19 protein-coding genes and 1 tRNA gene are annotated in these 17,486 nt (G+C 29.8%); 9 read left to right on the top strand and 11 right to left on the bottom strand.

The window, feature by feature from the left end; genetic code table 11:
- Nucleotides 1–106: 106 nt before the first annotated feature.
- From CLRAG_RS10150 to CLRAG_RS10160, 3 genes are all read right to left on the bottom strand, one after another.
- Nucleotides 107–298 carry a helix-turn-helix transcriptional regulator gene (locus CLRAG_RS10150; RefSeq protein ID WP_065078336.1) on the bottom strand — a complete coding sequence of 64 codons (192 nt, stop codon included), beginning with the start codon at nucleotides 296–298 and terminating at the stop codon, nucleotides 107–109.
- Nucleotides 299–470: 172 nt separating this feature from the next.
- Complete coding sequence (locus tag CLRAG_RS10155) at nucleotides 471–686, bottom strand: hypothetical protein (protein ID WP_065078337.1); 216 nt, start codon at nucleotides 684–686, stop codon at nucleotides 471–473.
- A 26-nt stretch (nucleotides 687–712) separates the two neighbouring features.
- Nucleotides 713–901, bottom strand: a complete 189-nt coding sequence (locus CLRAG_RS10160) for a helix-turn-helix transcriptional regulator (RefSeq protein ID WP_023162394.1) — start codon at nucleotides 899–901, stop codon at nucleotides 713–715.
- Nucleotides 902–1,064: 163 nt separating this feature from the next.
- Between CLRAG_RS10160 and CLRAG_RS10165 the strand changes: the two genes are divergently transcribed.
- Together CLRAG_RS10165 and CLRAG_RS10170 are read left to right on the top strand one after the other, a co-directional pair.
- Nucleotides 1,065–1,865: a helix-turn-helix domain-containing protein gene (locus CLRAG_RS10165; RefSeq protein WP_065078338.1), complete on the top strand. Its 801-nt coding sequence runs from the start codon at nucleotides 1,065–1,067 to the stop codon at nucleotides 1,863–1,865.
- Nucleotides 1,866–1,896: 31 nt separating this feature from the next.
- Nucleotides 1,897–3,087 (top strand): tyrosine-type recombinase/integrase, encoded by a 1,191-nt coding sequence (locus tag CLRAG_RS10170; protein ID WP_065078339.1) that lies wholly within the window; start codon nucleotides 1,897–1,899, stop codon nucleotides 3,085–3,087.
- A gap of 110 nt (nucleotides 3,088–3,197) precedes the next feature.
- Here CLRAG_RS10170 and CLRAG_RS10175 read toward each other — a convergent pair.
- Together CLRAG_RS10175 and CLRAG_RS10180 are read right to left on the bottom strand one after the other, a co-directional pair.
- Nucleotides 3,198–3,273, bottom strand: a tRNA-Trp gene (locus tag CLRAG_RS10175).
- A gap of 46 nt (nucleotides 3,274–3,319) precedes the next feature.
- Nucleotides 3,320–4,252, bottom strand: a complete 933-nt coding sequence (locus CLRAG_RS10180; protein ID WP_242872130.1) for a metal ABC transporter substrate-binding protein — start codon at nucleotides 4,250–4,252, stop codon at nucleotides 3,320–3,322.
- 196 nt (nucleotides 4,253–4,448) lie between these two features.
- On the opposite strand from CLRAG_RS10180, the gene CLRAG_RS10185 reads away from it, so the two are divergent.
- From CLRAG_RS10185 to rimI, 4 genes are read left to right on the top strand one after another with little or no spacing between them, the layout of a single operon-like run.
- Nucleotides 4,449–5,759: an HD-GYP domain-containing protein gene (locus tag CLRAG_RS10185; RefSeq protein ID WP_065078341.1), complete on the top strand. Its 1,311-nt coding sequence runs from the start codon at nucleotides 4,449–4,451 to the stop codon at nucleotides 5,757–5,759.
- Between the two features lie 57 nt (nucleotides 5,760–5,816).
- Nucleotides 5,817–6,272: a tRNA (adenosine(37)-N6)-threonylcarbamoyltransferase complex ATPase subunit type 1 TsaE gene (gene tsaE, locus CLRAG_RS10190; protein ID WP_013240421.1), complete on the top strand. Its 456-nt coding sequence runs from the start codon at nucleotides 5,817–5,819 to the stop codon at nucleotides 6,270–6,272.
- 4 nt (nucleotides 6,273–6,276) lie between these two features.
- Nucleotides 6,277–6,990: a tRNA (adenosine(37)-N6)-threonylcarbamoyltransferase complex dimerization subunit type 1 TsaB gene (gene tsaB / locus CLRAG_RS10195; protein WP_065078342.1), complete on the top strand. Its 714-nt coding sequence runs from the start codon at nucleotides 6,277–6,279 to the stop codon at nucleotides 6,988–6,990.
- Entirely contained in the window at nucleotides 6,983–7,432 is a 450-nt protein-coding gene (rimI, locus tag CLRAG_RS10200; RefSeq protein ID WP_065078343.1) for a ribosomal protein S18-alanine N-acetyltransferase, read from the top strand. Before tsaB ends, rimI begins: the two co-directional genes overlap by 8 nt.
- 257 nt (nucleotides 7,433–7,689) lie before the next feature.
- On the opposite strand, the gene tyrS is transcribed toward rimI, so the two are convergent.
- The 3 genes from tyrS to CLRAG_RS10215 all read right to left on the bottom strand — a co-directional run bounded on the left by tyrS (nucleotide 7,690) and on the right by CLRAG_RS10215 (nucleotide 10,864).
- On the bottom strand, nucleotides 7,690–8,910 hold the full coding sequence (gene tyrS, locus CLRAG_RS10205; protein ID WP_065078344.1) for a tyrosine--tRNA ligase: 1,221 nt from the start codon (nucleotides 8,908–8,910) through the stop codon (nucleotides 7,690–7,692).
- Nucleotides 8,911–9,165: 255 nt separating this feature from the next.
- Nucleotides 9,166–9,576: a hypothetical protein gene (locus CLRAG_RS10210; protein ID WP_065078345.1), complete on the bottom strand. Its 411-nt coding sequence runs from the start codon at nucleotides 9,574–9,576 to the stop codon at nucleotides 9,166–9,168.
- A 139-nt stretch (nucleotides 9,577–9,715) separates the two neighbouring features.
- A complete protein-coding gene (locus CLRAG_RS10215; protein WP_065078346.1) occupies nucleotides 9,716–10,864 on the bottom strand; it encodes an AlbA family DNA-binding domain-containing protein in 1,149 nt (382 codons plus the stop codon).
- Between the two features lie 347 nt (nucleotides 10,865–11,211).
- Between CLRAG_RS10215 and CLRAG_RS10220 the strand changes: the two genes are divergently transcribed.
- Complete coding sequence (locus CLRAG_RS10220; RefSeq protein WP_065078347.1) at nucleotides 11,212–11,376, top strand: zinc-ribbon domain-containing protein; 165 nt, start codon at nucleotides 11,212–11,214, stop codon at nucleotides 11,374–11,376.
- Between the two features lie 31 nt (nucleotides 11,377–11,407).
- On the opposite strand, the gene CLRAG_RS10225 is transcribed toward CLRAG_RS10220, so the two are convergent.
- Nucleotides 11,408–11,968, bottom strand: coding sequence for an ECF transporter S component (locus CLRAG_RS10225; protein ID WP_023162403.1), 561 nt, complete (start codon nucleotides 11,966–11,968; stop codon nucleotides 11,408–11,410).
- Nucleotides 11,969–12,470: 502 nt separating this feature from the next.
- Here CLRAG_RS10225 and CLRAG_RS10230 point away from each other — a divergent pair.
- Complete coding sequence (locus CLRAG_RS10230) at nucleotides 12,471–13,457, top strand: phosphatase PAP2 family protein (RefSeq protein ID WP_065078348.1); 987 nt, start codon at nucleotides 12,471–12,473, stop codon at nucleotides 13,455–13,457.
- Nucleotides 13,458–13,776: 319 nt separating this feature from the next.
- Here CLRAG_RS10230 and yidA read toward each other — a convergent pair whose 3' ends face one another.
- Nucleotides 13,777–14,595 (bottom strand): sugar-phosphatase, encoded by an 819-nt coding sequence (yidA, locus tag CLRAG_RS10235; RefSeq protein ID WP_065078349.1) that lies wholly within the window; start codon nucleotides 14,593–14,595, stop codon nucleotides 13,777–13,779.
- A 221-nt stretch (nucleotides 14,596–14,816) separates the two neighbouring features.
- On the opposite strand from yidA, the gene CLRAG_RS10240 reads away from it, so the two are divergent.
- Nucleotides 14,817–16,409 (top strand): peptide chain release factor 3, encoded by a 1,593-nt coding sequence (locus CLRAG_RS10240; protein ID WP_065078350.1) that lies wholly within the window; start codon nucleotides 14,817–14,819, stop codon nucleotides 16,407–16,409.
- Nucleotides 16,410–16,474: 65 nt separating this feature from the next.
- On the opposite strand, the gene trpS is transcribed toward CLRAG_RS10240, so the two are convergent.
- Nucleotides 16,475–17,485: a tryptophan--tRNA ligase gene (trpS, locus tag CLRAG_RS10245; RefSeq protein ID WP_065078351.1), complete on the bottom strand. Its 1,011-nt coding sequence runs from the start codon at nucleotides 17,483–17,485 to the stop codon at nucleotides 16,475–16,477.
- Nucleotide 17,486 lies beyond the last annotated feature (1 nt).

Raw genomic sequence — 17,486 nt, forward strand, 5'->3', positions numbered from 1 at the left:
ATCCTAAGTACCTGTGCCATTTCTTTTACAGTTATAAGCGGTGGAAGTTCATTGAGCCTTTCTTTAATCATATAGATCCCCCCATATTATAAGATAAAAGTAACTATCACAAAAAAATGTCCTCTATCGTAGTATTAAAAAATCTAGCAAGTTTTCCGGCCTCTCCAATAGTGAAATTCCTGCTTCCTATTTCTTTACGGCTGTATGCAGATATACTCATGTGCAGCATATCTGCAAGTTCCCTTTCAGTTACGTTATTTCTAATTCTAAGAGACTTAAGTTTATAATTTACCCCCATACCCATCACCTAAAAATTATTAAACAATAGTTTAATGTGACTATCTTCTATGACATAATATAACATTATTTCTATATTTATAATTTCATTGTAAGATATTTCTGTATTATTTTCAATATTCTGACTAAAAACATTTCATCTGTCACATATGAACTATAAAGAAACATACCTATCAAAATTTCTCACCTAAATGTTCTAAAAACCATTCATCAACTTTATTTCTTATGATAAGTGCTTTCCTGCCGCAGAAAACCACAGGGAAATCCTTGCAGTGTATTAACTCATATGCTTTGTTATGACCTATGCAGTATTCCTCCATAAATTGAGATACTGTCATTACTTTTTTCTTATCATGTCTCATCCTGTCGGCTGTTTTATATTCTTCCATTTCAATCCCTCCAGCCCTAATAAATATTATTTAAAGAACAGTTCCTTCACATCTTCCCCTAAAAGTTCTGCAATCTTTTTCATCAGATCTCTCCTGGGTTCAACTTCGCCTTTTTCTATTTTTCCTAAATACTGAGGTGTTATACCAAGTTGTTTTGAAAGTATTATCTGCTTTATGCCCTTTTCAACCCTTTTAGCCTTTAATTTGTACAACATATAATCATCCGCTCCCCCTTTTAATGATAATATCTTTTTACTAATTTGTTGATTTTATAATTTAATTGTATCACTACTTTGATGATTGTCAATAATTTTATGAATAACCTATTTATAAATTTAATGATTTTATGATATACTATGCTCATAGGAGGATTATAAAATGGAATTTAAAGATAGACTTAAACAGCTCCGTGAGTCTAAAGGTTTAACTCAAAAGGAACTAGCAGATGAATTAAATAAACTCAATACGGACTTAAGTAGTAATTCTAAAATATATACACAGACTATATCTTACTGGGAGAACGGCAGGGATCCATCAATTGGAATGCTTATAAAAATAGCACAGTATTTTGATGTTCCAACAGATTACCTTCTTGGCAAAACTGACTCTGTAAGTATAGATGAAATTAACTTTGAATACTTTTCTAAATATCTTTCAAAGCAAAACATTGAAAAGCTTATAAAAAATTACCCTGACAATATGAAAAAGGCAGTGTATTTTTTGCTTTCAAATTATACTTCTGATATTTTCACAAATTTTAATAATGAAAAAAAGCAGTATGAAATAAACCTGGATTTTCTGTATCTCATAACTAAAGCTGTAGATATACTAAAAAGTTTTTATGATGAAATGGAGAATAAAGTTTTATGCTATAACACAGAAAGTTCCCTTCAGAACGTTAAATACATAGATTCTATATCCATGGATACACTTAAAGATATAAACAAACTTAAAGCTCTTACAAAAATAGGTCTTGATTCAATAGTGGATAAACTTGAAGATCTCGTTTTGTTCTGCAATGACCCATCTACTCTAAAACTTAAAGATGAAATTTTAGAGTATACAAGTACAAATGACCTTAATAAAAACTATTTTTCAAAACACTTAAAGAAAGCTTTTACAGATTTAGTTAATGATGTACTAAATACATCAAAATACACAGGTGACAATCACAAATAATTCTCTATTACATGTGAAGGAAGGTGCTAATATGCCCTCTAAAAAAGCAAATGGTGAAGGCTCCGTACAAAAATATTATAAAGATGGAGTTCTAAAGGGATGGAGAACTACAATTACTATAGGACGGGATGATACTGGAAAGCTTGTTCGAAAACAGTTTTATGGAAAGACAAAGCTGGATGCTATAAAAAAGAAAGATGAGTATATGAATAAATCCGCTGCAGGACTTCTTCCCTGTGATGAGAAGATAACCCTGCAGGAGTGGATTAAAATATGGCTTTATGAATACAGAATTAATGATTTAAGGCCTTCTTCATTAGCAGCATATAACAGCCTATATAAGAACTACATACTTAATTCTCAAATAGGTATGAGAAAGCTAAAAGATTTAAAATCAACCAATATACAGGCTTACTATAATACACTAGTAAAAGATAAGCATAAAACTCCAAATACTATAAAATCAATAAATAAAATGCTCAAGCCTGCCATAAATCAGGCAGTTAAAGAAAACTATATTATAATTAATCCCTGTAACAATGTAATACTACCTAAAATAACTAATAAAAAAGAAATTCAGATATTTACTTTAGAAGAAGAAGAAAAATTTTTGAAATCTATACAAGATCATAGAAATAAAGCATTATTTATATTAGTACTTGGAACGGGTTTGAGGATAGGAGAGGTAGTAGCTCTTAAGTGGTCTGACATAGATTTTGAAAATAATGAGCTTAAAATTCAGAGAACTTTTAAAAGAGTATCTAAAATTAATATAGAAAATCCAGCGGAAAATAAAACTGCAATAATAGAACAGGAGCCTAAAACTAAAAGCAGTAAAAGGACTATACCTGTACCTTTAAATATAATGGAAGAGTTGAAGAAACATAAGAAAAGGCAGATAGAAGAAAAGCTTAAAAGCGGCGATATATATGTAAATAACGATTTAGTTTTTCCTAATGAATTAGGTGAACCTACCGATACAAGGAATCTAACCAGGAGTTATGAGAGAGCATTAAAAAAAGCAAAAATAGATTATAGAAATTTTCATGCGCTGAGACATACCTATGCTACAAGATTATTTGAAGCAGATGTTCCATTAAAAACAGTCCAGGAACTTTTGGGCCACGCAGATATTTCTACTACAGCTAATATTTATACTCACGTTTTACCTAAGCAAAAAATCAAAGCAGTTAATAGAATTAATCATTTATTTGCCCTATAGTTTTAGGGCACTTTTTTTATTTGTGTTTATATATTTTTTTCTGGGTTGTGTTACGGTTGTGTTATTTCATATAAAAAATGCTTTCACGAAATCGTGAAAGCATTGATATATGGCAGGGGTAGTAGGTCTCGAACCTACAACCTACGGTTTTGGAGACCGGCACTCTACCAATTGAGCTATACCCCTAAGACGTTACTAATTATATAATATAAACTAATAAAATGCAAGCTTTTTATTTTTTATAAATATTTTCTAGATTATTTATATTGTGTTTAAAAGTTTCTTCATAGTTAAAATCCCCATTATAAATTTCTATTTTAGAAGTTTTTATATTATAAATTTTTATCAACTCTTCATTACTTTTAACTACAGCATCATTATTATAAAGAAGAACTACCTTATTGTCTTTTAATTTTTGTTCTAAATCTTTTTGCCCTGCTGAATCCAAAGGCATTATGCTATTATCTTCCCTTGGACTTACATCTAAAAGCTTCAAATTATTATACTTTGCAAAATAACTGAGTTCATCTTCTATAACAATAAAAGTATAATTACTCAATTCTCCATCTACTGACTTTAAGTCTTTTTTATAACTATCTAATTTATTCAAAGTTTCAGAAAAATTTTTCTCATAAAAATCTCTACTCTTAGCGTCTCTATCCTCAAGTGCATTTTTAATATTCATAAGTGCTATCCTGTAATTATCAATATTGTTAACATAATAGGGATTATCTTTTAAAATTGCATTATTATACTTTACTACTCTGCTATAAGATAAAAGATTTATTCCTCTTGAAACATTTATAACTCCAACCTTACTTTTATTTAATTTGTCCACAAAAGTATCTACCCAAGGCTCATAATCTGCTCCTACATAAAAAAATAGATCTTTTTTAGATACATTATTTACACTATCTTCAGTAAATTTAAAATCTATTTCACTTTTTCTATCATTAAACATATATTCTACTACATGTCTGTTTCCTACTATAGACTTTACCATATTATATAAAAATTTATCTGTAGTAACTATATTTAATTGTACATTATTTCTTACCTGCAACTTGCTATTACTTTTATATTCTTCTTTACTATTGCATCCAACAACAATAAAAATTATTAAAAAAGACATAATTAAGCTCAATACTCTTTTCAAGTCTTTCACCTTCCTATCCAGAATGCAAATAAATTAACTCATAACAAATACATTTTACATAATGTATTTTAACATTGCAAATCACAATGCCCATTTTACAAATAATTTTTATTTTTTACATTGCTTATCCATAAGTATTTATTGACACATTCCATTGTGATAAAATTAGGTGTACAAAGTATATTCTATTTAAGGGGGTTTATCCATGAAGGTTAGTATGGACAAAACAATAAGGGCCATGTCAATTGCACTGGATTTAGCTCAAATGAGTTCTAAATATGATAGCTTTACTGGAAATGATCCAGTCATTGAAAATATAACTAATATAAACTATTCAGATCATCGATTTATCCATCATTCCCAGAGGACTACCTATATAGCGCTTGAAATTGCAAATTATCTAAAATTAAGTGATAAATTTAAAAAACAACTTTATGTATCAGCTCTACTGCATGATATAGGAGCTGCTGCCTTTTTATCTCAAAGTCATTCTTCTAATCTATTTATAAGAGAACATTGTGAGCTTGGCAGCAAAATAACTAAAGCTTTTCCCTACTTTCATGATATATCAAAGATAATATTATATCATCATGAAAATTTTGATGGAAGTGGTGCACTGGGATTAAAAGGAGATATGATCCCTCTCGAAAGTCAAATAATAAGGATTTCGGATTTAACAGAACTTATATATAACGAAAATATATCTAACTATCAGCAAAAAAATAATATTATCTCATGGATTAGAAAAAACTCTAAAAAAGTTTTTTCTGAAACAATTGCAAATGCATTTTTAGGAAGTGCATCTTCTGATATATTCTGGCTTAATCTTCAAAACATAGATTTTATTGACTTTATACTAGATGAAACCCATCCCAAGTTAAATATGTTTATGGATCTCCATGAGTTTGAAGCGATATCTAAAATATTTGCAAACATAATAGATAACAAAAGTAAATTCACTGCAACTCATTCCCAAGGTATAGCAAATCTGGCCTATTTAGTTTCAAAATTCATTGGATATCCAGAAGAAAAGTGTCATGAAATGAAAATTGCAGGTCTCCTGCATGATATAGGTAAGCTATCCATTCCTCTCTATATACTTGACAAAAATGGTTCTCTGTCAAGTGAGGAATTCGGTATAATAAAATCTCATGCCTATTATACTAGAATAATATTAAATAAAATAGGCGATATTCCTAATATAAGCAAATGGGCATCAAATCATCATGAAAAATTAAATGGCAGTGGATATCCTCAAGGCTTAAAAGCAGATGAATTATCTGAAGAATGTAGGATTATGGCAGTGTGTGATATATACCAAGCCCTTACAGAAAACAGGCCTTATAGAAATGGTATGAGTTCAGAAAAAGCCTTTAACATAATGGACGAAATGGTATCTGGAGGGTTTATATGTGACCATGCACTAAACCATCTAAAGGAAGCAATAAGTAATCTTTCTAATTTAAGTTCTTATGAAGATCATATAGCTATTTCTTCCAATCCTGAAATTAAATAATATATTTCTTCACTTTTTAATACATTTTAGATACAATATTCTATGAGGTGAATTGCTGTGGAATTTATTTTAAATAGTGTTGAAGATACCATTAATCTAGGCAAAAAAATAGGCAGCTTATTAAATGCTGGTGACATAATTTGTCTAAATGGTGACTTGGGTACAGGAAAGACCCATTTTACAAAAGGAATAGCAAAGGGACTTAACATAGATGATCCTATAACAAGTCCTACATTTACTATAGTAAATGAGTACTATGGAAGACTAAAATTATACCATTTTGATGTATACAGGGTTAATGATATAGATGAAATTGCTGAAATTGGATTTGATGAGTATATTTTCAGTGATGCTGTAAGCATTATAGAATGGGCAAATTATATTGAGGAATTAATACCTAAAGAATGCATATGGGTAAGTATTTATAAACTGCCAGAAAAAGGTCCAAATTATAGAAAAATAATAATAAAATATCATGGTAATAGATATGATTACATAAAGGAGCTAAAATAAGAACATGAAAATATTAAGTTTAGATTCTTCCACCGAATCAGCAACTTGTGCTGTAATAGACGATAATAAATTATTTGGTGAAATTACTTTTAATTATAAAAAGCAGCATTCCACAGTATTAATGCCTATGATAGACACTCTTTTAAAAAACTTAGATATGGATATTCATTCTATAGACGGCTTTGTTGTTTCAAAAGGTCCTGGTTCTTTTACAGGACTTAGAATTGGAGCTGCTGTAATAAAAGGATTAAGCCAAGGTACAGGCAAACCTTTTGTAGGAGTATCTTCCTTAGATGCATTAGCCTATAATTTATGTTATACCTCTGGTATTATTTGTCCTATATTAGATGCCCTTAGAGGAAATGTATACACCGCCCTTTATAATTTTACAGGTAATAAATTAAATATGATAGGCGACCATATGCTCCTTTCCATAGAAGATCTAGTTAAAACATTGAACAACTATAATGAGCCCGTGTGTTTCATAGGAGATGCTGTTCCGAAATTTAAGGATGATTTAATTTCAAATATAAAACAAATTCGTTTCTCACCTGCAAATTTAAATTTGGCAAGAGCCTCTTCTTTAGGTGAATTAGGATTAAAACTTCTAAAATCCGGTATACAAGACGATTTATATAGTTTTGCACCTTTTTATCTAAGAAAATCCCAAGCTGAAAGAGAATATGAAAAAAAGCTGAGGTCCCAAGTCCATGAATAATATAGAAATTTGCCCTTTAAAACTAGAACATATTGATAGGATACTTGTAATAGATTCTTTATGTTTTCCTACACCCTGGAGTAGAAAGTCTCTAGAGAAAGAAATTGAAAACAGTGCTCTTACAAAATATGTTGCAGCTAAAAAATCAGGAATAGTTATAGGCTATGCAGGCATGTGGGTTATACTGGACGAAGGTCATATAACAAATATAGCAGTTCATCCAGAATACAGGGGTATAGGTGTTGGTAGTTTACTTTTAGAGGCCCTTATAGAAATATGCAAAATTGAATTTATAAAAAGTATGACCTTAGAGGTTAGAGAATCCAATGTACGTGCTCAAAACTTATATAAAAAGTACGGATTCTTACAAAACGGTATACGTAAAGAATATTATAGAGACAATAAAGAAGATGCTCTAATAATGTGGAAATATAATATTTAAAGCATTTTCACATATATGAAATTTTGACTTAATATAAAAATATTGCGAAGCAAAGCTTTTGAAAATAACAAAGTTCAAATAATAAAGAACAGATAAAGATGATTTCCATCGTACCTCAGGAAATCTATAATCTTAATATTTTCTGACGTTAGGAAGAAAATTATCCTTATCTGATATTTGAACTTTGTTCTTTGTTCTTTTAAAAAATTGTTTCGTAATTTTTTTAAGCTACGAAGGTTTAATACTTAAATTATGTATTATTTTAGTATAATCCTATTATACTTTTTCTTTCCTCTTCTTATAAGCATTTTTCCCTCTTTAAAATTATCCTTTGTAATTAAAAGTTTTGGATCAGTTATTTTTTCATCATTTACAGTGAGTCCATTTTGTTGTATTAACCTTCTTGCCTCACTTTTTGAAGTCAGTATTTGTAAGTTAACAAGTAATTCCACTACGGAACATCCAAGTGAATTTTCACCTACTTCTACAGTAGGTACATTTTCCATATTCTGTCCACCAGAAAATAAAGCTTCTGCTGCTTCCTTAGCTTTTTCAGCTTCTTTTACACCATGTACAATCTTCGTTACCTCATATGCAAGTACTTTTTTAGCTTCATTTATCTTCTCACCTGGAAGTGAGCCAAGTCTTTTCACTTCATCCATTGGAAGAAAAGTTAAAAGAGCTAGACATTTTTCCACATCAGCATCTCCTATGTTTCTCCAGTACTGATAAAATTCATAAGGTGATGTTTTTTCAGGATCCAGCCATATAGCTCCTCCTTCTGTCTTACCCATCTTTTTACCATCACTTTTAGTTAAAAGGGTAAAAGTCATCCCAAAAGCAGGTTTCTGCTCTTTTTTCCTGATTAATTCTACTCCTGCTATTATATTTGACCACTGGTCATCTCCCCCTAATTCGAGAACACAGCCATATCTTCTATTTAACTCTAGAAAATCATATCCCTGCATTAGCATGTAGTTAAATTCAAGGAAAGACAATCCCCTCTCTAATCTCTGTTTAAAGCACTCTGCTGTAAGCATTTTATTCACGGAAAAATGAACTCCTATATCTCTCAAGAATTCGATATAATTCAAATTTAAAAGCCAATCTGCATTGTTAGCAAGAATAGCTTTATCATCTTTGAAATCCACAAGCCTTGAAAACTGCTTTTTAAAGCACTCTGCATTATGTTCTATTTGTTCCTTAGACAACATCTTTCTCATATCAGTTTTTCCAGTAGGATCACCAACCATTGTAGTACCACCACCAAGCAAAGCTATCGGTCTATGTCCTGCTTCTTGCATATAATGCATAACCATCATTTGTAAAAAGTGTCCCACATGGAGACTATCTGCTGTTGGGTCAAATCCTATATAAAATGTCACTTTTTCTTTTCCTAATAACTCCCTTATTTCTTCTTCATGTGTACTTTGTTTTATGTATCCACGTTCCAATAATATGTCATAAACGTTAGGCAACCTAAATCCCTACCTTTCAAATAGTAAGTACAATAGTACTCTTATATATTGTATAGTATATATTTAAAACCTATTTTTATCAACATTTAAATGATTTACCTATGTAATTTTAATTTAATTAAATAAATAGCGTAATTAGCATAAACTAATGCTAATTTAAACTATTTTAAAAAATTTTAAGACTGAAGATATATTCTCCAGTCTTAACTATATAAAAACCAGCATTATTTTCTCACAAACAAATTACTTCATTAATCAGGCTACATACTTCATAATACACTCAGGTATCTCCTCTTTTTCTCCATTTACACTTATATAGAAATTAACCTTGTATTCCTCCGACAGCTTTTCAATGGCATAAAATAAATGCGCCATATCCTGAAGATTTTCTTTTACAATATTAAACAATCCATCAATAAAAATTGTATCAATATCATAATCTTCTGAAAGTATGCCGCACAAAAAACCATAAAACTCTTCTATTTTTTTTAATTTAAAATCACTTGTTACTATAAATCTTACTCCTCTGTTCAATTGCCACAGTGGTCCCCTATCATCATCTATATAGACAACATGCCCCCTCCCTATCATTGTCTTTTCATTAGCCAAATTAATCAGTTCTTTAGTTTTCCCAGATCCTCTTTTGCTGCAAAATACATGAATCATTTTTATCACCCCTTAATTTAATATTCAGGTGTCATCCTTATAGATAAATTATATAATATTCAGAATATTTTTTCAATAACTTAAGTGTATTATTTTGGAAAATATTATTTTTATTTTTCCTACCACTATTAATAGCATATTAACTACCCAACTTCTTAATACTAGGATATATAATCTTAAAATAATCATTTTTTATAGAATTTATAAATTTAACTCTTCCTACATTCTTAAACAGCTTTTGAATTCTACTAAAACTTGCTGCAGTTCCTGTAAATCTCTTTTTAGAATCCAGTGTAATTATTTTTTCATATATCCACATATTCCTTCTTGCATAATTATAGTAATTTGCATTTTCCCTATTTGATAACATTCCAGGGCTAGTTATTACTACACTATTATAGCTTACTGTAACCTCTATTTCCCTAGAAAAGTCAGAATAGTCCCTATACATTACGGCATTTCTTATTCCTTCACTTATCCCCTCTGTGGGATATGATTTCACTGGTATAATATTCTCAATAGCCTCTTGTGCCTTATCCATAATTGACAATAGATTTCCCTGAATTATACTCACCTTTCTAAAATCTTTATTTATCCTATTAACTATTTTTATCATATTATGGGGAATATATACATTATTTGTATTAGAAAAAATTAGAAGTCCCCCTAACGTTACCATATACTTACCTGAATCCTTATCTATATATATTATTGAAGCATCTTCCATTAGCCCCAATCTATTTTCATCATTTACTTTTATTCCTTGAGACAAAAAATACTTATCTACTATACAATTATCTATACAGTTTAATTTGCTATGTGGTATAGGACACAATTCCGTGTTTACATTTAAATTTTGCTGAAGAGCCGATATTATTTCCTGTTTACGCATCGTATCATTTGTTGAACCTCTTCTCGTGTAAAAGGCTCCATTTTCTCTCATTTGATATGGTTTTTGAGGTCCATCATATATATTTATAATAACTATATCTTTACCCTTATACTTTAAGGTTTCTAGAGAAATTGGTATGGGAGGTTCTATTCTAGAACTTATTATCTGCTGTATTTTTTCTTCACTAAAATTCTTGTCTACTCCTATTATTTTCTTAGTTTTATCTTCAATTCCAATTATAATATATCCTCTTCCCCCTCTAGAATTTGCTATAGCACATACATCCTTAGCTAATTCTTTTCTTCCACCATCAGTATCAATATTTAGCAATTGTTTAAAATCTAATTTCGGTCCTTCCATTTTCTTTAATAAATTAAAAAATTTTTTTATATCCATGAAAACAACCCCATTACTTTTTTAAGTTTAATATATAAAACTTAATTTAATTATACCCCATTACTATTGTTATTTGACAGATTTTTAATTCATTCAACTTTAATTAAAATTAACATGTGTATTAATTGACACTTTCTCCTACGCTAGTTATATCAACGAATTGGTACAAGCTATAATTATTTAAAATATTGTTTTTTTATTAAAATATGGTATAATTAGCTTAGAGTTTTACTCTAATTATAATATTTATATTAGGTCAAATTTTTTCAAGGTGCTATATTCTCCTTTTAATCCTAGGAGGTAGGTTATCAAGAATAAAATTAGTCCTAGGTTAAGGAGGTTTTTTTATGGCAGATAAAACAATTGTATGTAAAGATTGCGGAAAAGAATTTGTATTTACAGAGGGTGAACAGGAATTCTACAAGGAAAAAGGATTTGAAAATGATCCTGTAAGATGTCCTGAATGTAGAAGAAAAAGAAAAGCTGAAAAAAATAGAATGAGAACTAGATAAATAATTAGGAGAGGTAAAAACCTCTCCTTTATTATTTACCTAAATTAGCTCTCTTTAAAACTTTTGCTAATGGAAGTGCTATAGCTATCCCTACAATACTCTGGGCTATATTTCCCGGGATTTCTGCTGCAGATAAAATGATGGCTTTTGAAAAAGCTATATTTGTAACAAAGTGCATTATAAGTACTCCTGCTGCATAATATGCAGATACCATCCAAATACAAGCTACAATAAATGCAATTATATTATTCCAAAACTTTTCACCATTATATTCTCCCCTGTAAGCAATAGTTGCTGCAATCCAAGCCATAATTCCTTTTATAAGAAAAGTAAACGGAGCCCAAATAACATAGGATGAAAGAACATCAAATAAACTCATTCCTATAGCTGCAGATAAAAATGCCTTTTTTCTTCCAATTAATATAGCCGCTAAAAGTACCATACTGTCTCCCATATGTACAACACCTTTAACCAATACTCCTGTTGGTATATTAATTATAGCTGTAGCAATATAAGTTATTGCAGCCATAAGTGATACCTGAATAATGTCTCTAACTTTTAAACCACTTACACTTAATCTTTTTTGTTCCATTGTAGTGATAACCCCCTTAAATTTGAATTAATAACATTATATTTTCTTTTATGAAAAACTCAAAATGTAGCGGTACGCTTTTGTATTAATTCATATAAAATAGGAAATACTATTTTATACATTTGATATTTTTATTTAATTATATAAGGGAGATTTTAAAATGATTTTTTTTAAATGGCTCTGCAGCCTTTTTTTGATATTCCTATTTATAGGTGCAATATTTAAAATAGGATTAACTTTCATAAACATGCTACTTTTAATATGTGCTTTTGTTTTTATAATAGACACAGCATTTATGGGCAAAAAACGATTCTAATATGCTTCATAAAATTAACATTTTATATTTGATTTTAACTTATTCCTCCCTAATGCCAAATAAATATAGAAAAGATAATTAGATTATATTTATGTAAAATATGATAAAATATTGTTAAATTTTTTTATATACTTACCCTTTTACTAGTGATATAATTTATTTGTCCATAAGGGGGGTATAAATTTCATGTATAAATTTGTAGAAAATAAAATATGGAAAACTACGCAGCACACATTTAAGATATTATTGAATTTACTAAGTAAATACTACTTTATTCTTATAGGTTTATATTTCTTACAAAAGACTTTACATCTAGTTCAATATCCATCTATCAGTTTAACTAGTAAGATATATTTGGGTATGCTTGCTTTAATGTGTTTTACAGTCTATTCAGATATTAGAAATGATATTAAATTAATCCCTTTCTTAATATTATGTATTCCATTTTTTGCGTTCATATTTTACATAGAACAGCACGGATATGCATTTTGGGGGAAAATGCTGCATTGGCAAATAAGTAGAAAAATAGTAGTAGATCTTAATCCTATATTTAGTAAAATACCTTTTAATGATGGAAGTTTTGCAAGGATTTATAAAACAGAAACTTTAACCTGGTTTTTTAGAATGGTATATAATAACGGTTTTGTACTACCCGTTTTACTTGCAGTGTATAGATCTACCTTAGCCAAGGATTTTAAAAAAATGCTGCGTTATATTTTATCTGCACATGTAGTACAAATATTTTTAATAACTCCATTTTATCTTATTTTTCATTTACAGGAAGTATGGTTCGTACTTGGACAACCTGATGGTCTTGATAGACATTTAAGTCCAAGTGCTGCTGCAGGCGTTGCTCTTAATTGTTTTCCATCTATGCATACATCTATATGCTTTGCCATGTTTTTATTAGTTCTTAGAGAAAGGAACAAAATATGGAAATGTGTATTTGGTTTTTTCTGTTTAAGTGTAATATTTGCAACTCTATACCTAGAAGTTCATTGGGTAATAGATGTTTTTGCTGGAATGTTATTAGCTTACCTAACTGTAAAATTAGTAGACTTTATTTTGGCTAAAGGTAAAGTACTTGTCCAGAAGCCATTAGACATGTTTTATTACAAGAAGAAAAAGGCTATATATGTAAGTAATTACTATTTAGAAACTATGAAAAATTAGTTTGAAAACTAAAACGCTTATATTATATTAAGTTTAAACTTTAATTAGAATCACCGAATAGGCTTTCTAACTTAAAAATCAACTTATACGCAGGCATATTTTTACAATAATGAAGCTCATTTAAATATTTTGTATATAAGTCTTAGAAAAAAATTCATAAAAACTTAGAACTTTTGAATTGTCTGAGGTACGAGTTTTCAAAAGTTCTTAGCTTTTTTAGAATTTTTTACTTAGACTTATCAAAATATTTAACGAGCTGAAGGTTGTAAAAATATCCGGAGTATAAGTTGATTTTTCGTTTAGAAACTCTATTGAGATTCTATTTTACAACACATTGTTCTAGTATAAATTTATTTATTACATGTGCCACTCCATTTTGCTCATTAGTTTTTGTAATATAATCTGCAGCTCTTTTTGCTTCGGGAAAAGCATTTTCCATAGCTACACCCAGCCCTGCATATTTTATCATATGAATATCATTTCCTGCATCGCCTATGCATATTATTTCATTCCTACTTATATTTAGCTTCTCCTTTAAAACTTGTATACCGAATCCTTTGTTTACATTTTTGTTTATAAACTCTAAAAAATATGGTTCACTTCTAAGTACAGTATATTTCTCATATACTGTTTTAGGTAAATTTTCTATGGCCCTTGAAAGCTTTGCTTCCTCATCTACAAACATAACTTTTACTATAGGTACATAATCAGGAATTTCGTTCAAATCTAATATTTTAAGCTGCATCTTATTTAAAGAAGATTCCAATTTACTATATTTATTTAGCTTAGCTGCAGCACAAAAATCAAAAGTAAGGGTATGAATATTTACACCTAATTCCTTACTTAAGCTATATAAGTATTCTAAATCTTCATGCTTAAGTAAATTTTCACTTATAACTTCAGCATTATTGTTTTTTTGAACTACTGCTCCATTAAAGGCTACAGAATAATCTCCTTCTGAAGTCAATTTCAATTGTTTTAAATACTTTTCAATTCCCTTTAAAGGCCTTCCAGTAGCTAGTACAATTTTTATTCCAAGCTCTTTAGCCTTTTGAATAGCATTGTAATTTTCCTCTGAAATGCTTTTGTCATCTCTAAGCAAAGTACCATCCATATCAATTCCTACTAGTTTATACATAAATCCCCTCCATATATAGGTGCTATCTTATACCATTAAATAATATCTCATAATAATTATATCATTTACAAAAAATAAGTTTAAATCGTAAAATACCTTATATTAACCCATAAGCATTAGAATTAAACGTTTAAATTTTACAGACAACACAAGTTGACATTAATATATAATAAAGTTAAAATCAGTGATGAAACTAATAAAAAAAGAGGAGAGAAAAGGTAGTGGCAGACTTAAAAAAAGAGATAGAAAAAAGAAGAACTTTTGCAATAATATCTCACCCAGATGCAGGTAAAACAACTCTTACTGAAAAACTGTTATTATACGGGGGCGCCATAAGACTTGCTGGTTCTGTTAAGGCAAGAAAGGCTTCAAAACACGCAGTATCTGATTGGATGGAAATAGAAAAACAAAGAGGTATTTCTGTAACATCATCAGTAATGCAATTTAACTATAATAATTTTTGTATAAATATATTAGATACACCAGGCCATCAGGATTTTAGTGAAGATACATATAGAACTTTAATGGCAGCAGATAGTGCAGTAATGGTAATAGATGCAGCAAAGGGAGTTGAAGCACAGACTAAAAAACTGTTTAATGTATGCAGTTTACGTGGAATTCCCATATTTACATTTATAAATAAAATGGATAGAGAAAGTAAGGATCCTTTTGAATTAATGGATGACCTAGAAAATGTTTTAGGAATAAAATCCTACCCAATGAATTGGCCTATAGGATCCGGTAAAGACTTCAAGGGAATATATGATAGGGAAAAAAGTCTAATAGAAGTATTTAATGGCGGAAATCATGGTCAAACAGCAGTAGAATCCATAGAAGGCTCTGTAGATGACAATGTTTTTAAAGACTTATTAGGTGAAGCTTTACATGAAAAACTAAAAGACGATATAGAACTTTTGGATATTGCAGGAGACCAATTTGACATAAAAAAAGTTAGAGAAGGTTCACTTACTCCTGTATTTTTTGGAAGTGCCCTCACCAATTTCGGGGTAGAACCTTTTTTAAAGGAATTTTTAAATTTAACTACACCACCCCTACCAAGGAACTCAGACATTGGGGAAATAGATCCTTTTAGTGATGATTTTTCTGCTTTTATATTTAAAATACAGGCAAATATGAATCCTGCACATAGGGATAGAATTGCCTTTATGAGAATATGTTCAGGTAAATTTAAAAAGGGTATGGAAGTATTCCATTTTCAGGGAGGAAATAAAGTAAGGCTTTCTCAGCCCCAGCAGTTTCTAGCTCAAGATAGGGAAATAGTAGAAGAAGCTTATGCAGGGGATATACTAGGTGTATTTGATCCTGGAATTTATAATATAGGAGATACATTATGTCCTACGAATAAAAAATTAAAATTTGAAAGCATCCCGGTGTTTGCCCCAGAACATTTCGCCAGAGTAAAAACCATAGATACCATGAAAAGGAAACAATTTATAAAAGGTATAAGTGAGATTTCAGAAGAAGGTGCAATTCAAGTATTTAAGCAGTTAAATATAGGAATTGAGGAAATCATCATAGGTGTGGTTGGTGTTCTTCAGTTTGAAGTGCTAGAGTACAGAATGAAAAATGAATATAATGTAGATATAAAAGTCGACATGCTTCCTTATAGAGCTATAAGGTGGATAGAAAGCTCTACTTCAAAGGTAGAAGACCTTATTTTAACAAGCGATACTAAAAAAGTAAAAGACCTAAAAGGAAGAGACCTTTTAATATTTCAAAGTGAGTGGTCTATTAGTTGGGCACTTGAACACAATAAAGGCCTTGAGCTATCAGATATAGGTAAAACAGAATAAAATAATAAGCCAGCTTCAATTCTCTACTGAATTGAAGCTGGCTATTTTCTTTGTAAAAATTTTATTTACTTTGAAACAGGAATAAATCCTATCTTTTTCTGCATTTTTCTAAGTACCTTGCTTGATACATAATAAGCCTTTTCTGCACCTTTTTTATATATGTCCTCTAGATATTTTTTATCTTGAAGGAACTCATTGACTTTATCCTGTATTGGCTTTAGCTCACCTATTAAAGCTTCTGCCGTATCATTTTTAAATTCAGCATAACCTTTGTCTTCATATTTTTTCTCTATTTCCTCATGGCTCATTCCAGTTACAGCACTCATTATATTTATAAGATTTTTAACTCCTGGTTGGTCATCATTATATTTTACTTTTCCAATACTGTCAGTAACACACCTATTTATCTTTCTTTTTATATCTTCTGGTTTATCCATAATAAGTATGTAGCTGTTAGGATTATCTGATGACTTAGACATTTTCTTTGTAGGATCTTGTAAATCCATTATTTTAGCTCCATCCTCTGGTATGTATGCTTCTGGCATAGTAAATGTAGGACTATATAGATTGTTAAACCTCTCTGCTATATCTCTAGTTAATTCTACATGCTGTGTTTGATCCTTACCTACAGGAACAAGGTCTGCATTATAAATCAATATATCTGCTGCCATAAGTACAGGGTAGTTTAAAAGTCCTGCACTTATAGAACCACCATTTTCATATTTTTTAGATTTACTCTTGTACTGAGTCATTCTTTCCAATTCTCCTACATAAGTAAAACAATTTAAAAGCCATGCTGCTTCACAGTGAGTAGGAACATGAGATTGAATAAATATAGTATTTTTTTCTGGATCTATGCCTGCTGCTAAATATATTGCAAGCACTTCCAGGGTTCTTCTTCTCAAATCTTTTGGTTCCTGCCTTACAGTTATTGCATGTAAATCTACTACACAAAAATAACAATCATATTTGTCTTGAAGTTTTACCCAATTTTTTAAAGCTCCAAAATAATTTCCTATAGTTAAATTTCCTGAAGGTTGAATGCCACTAAATATTACTTTTTTCTTTTCTTCCATG

This window comes from Clostridium ragsdalei P11 (assembly GCF_001675165.1).
Classification (GTDB): Bacteria; Bacillota; Clostridia; order Clostridiales; family Clostridiaceae; genus Clostridium_B; species Clostridium_B ragsdalei.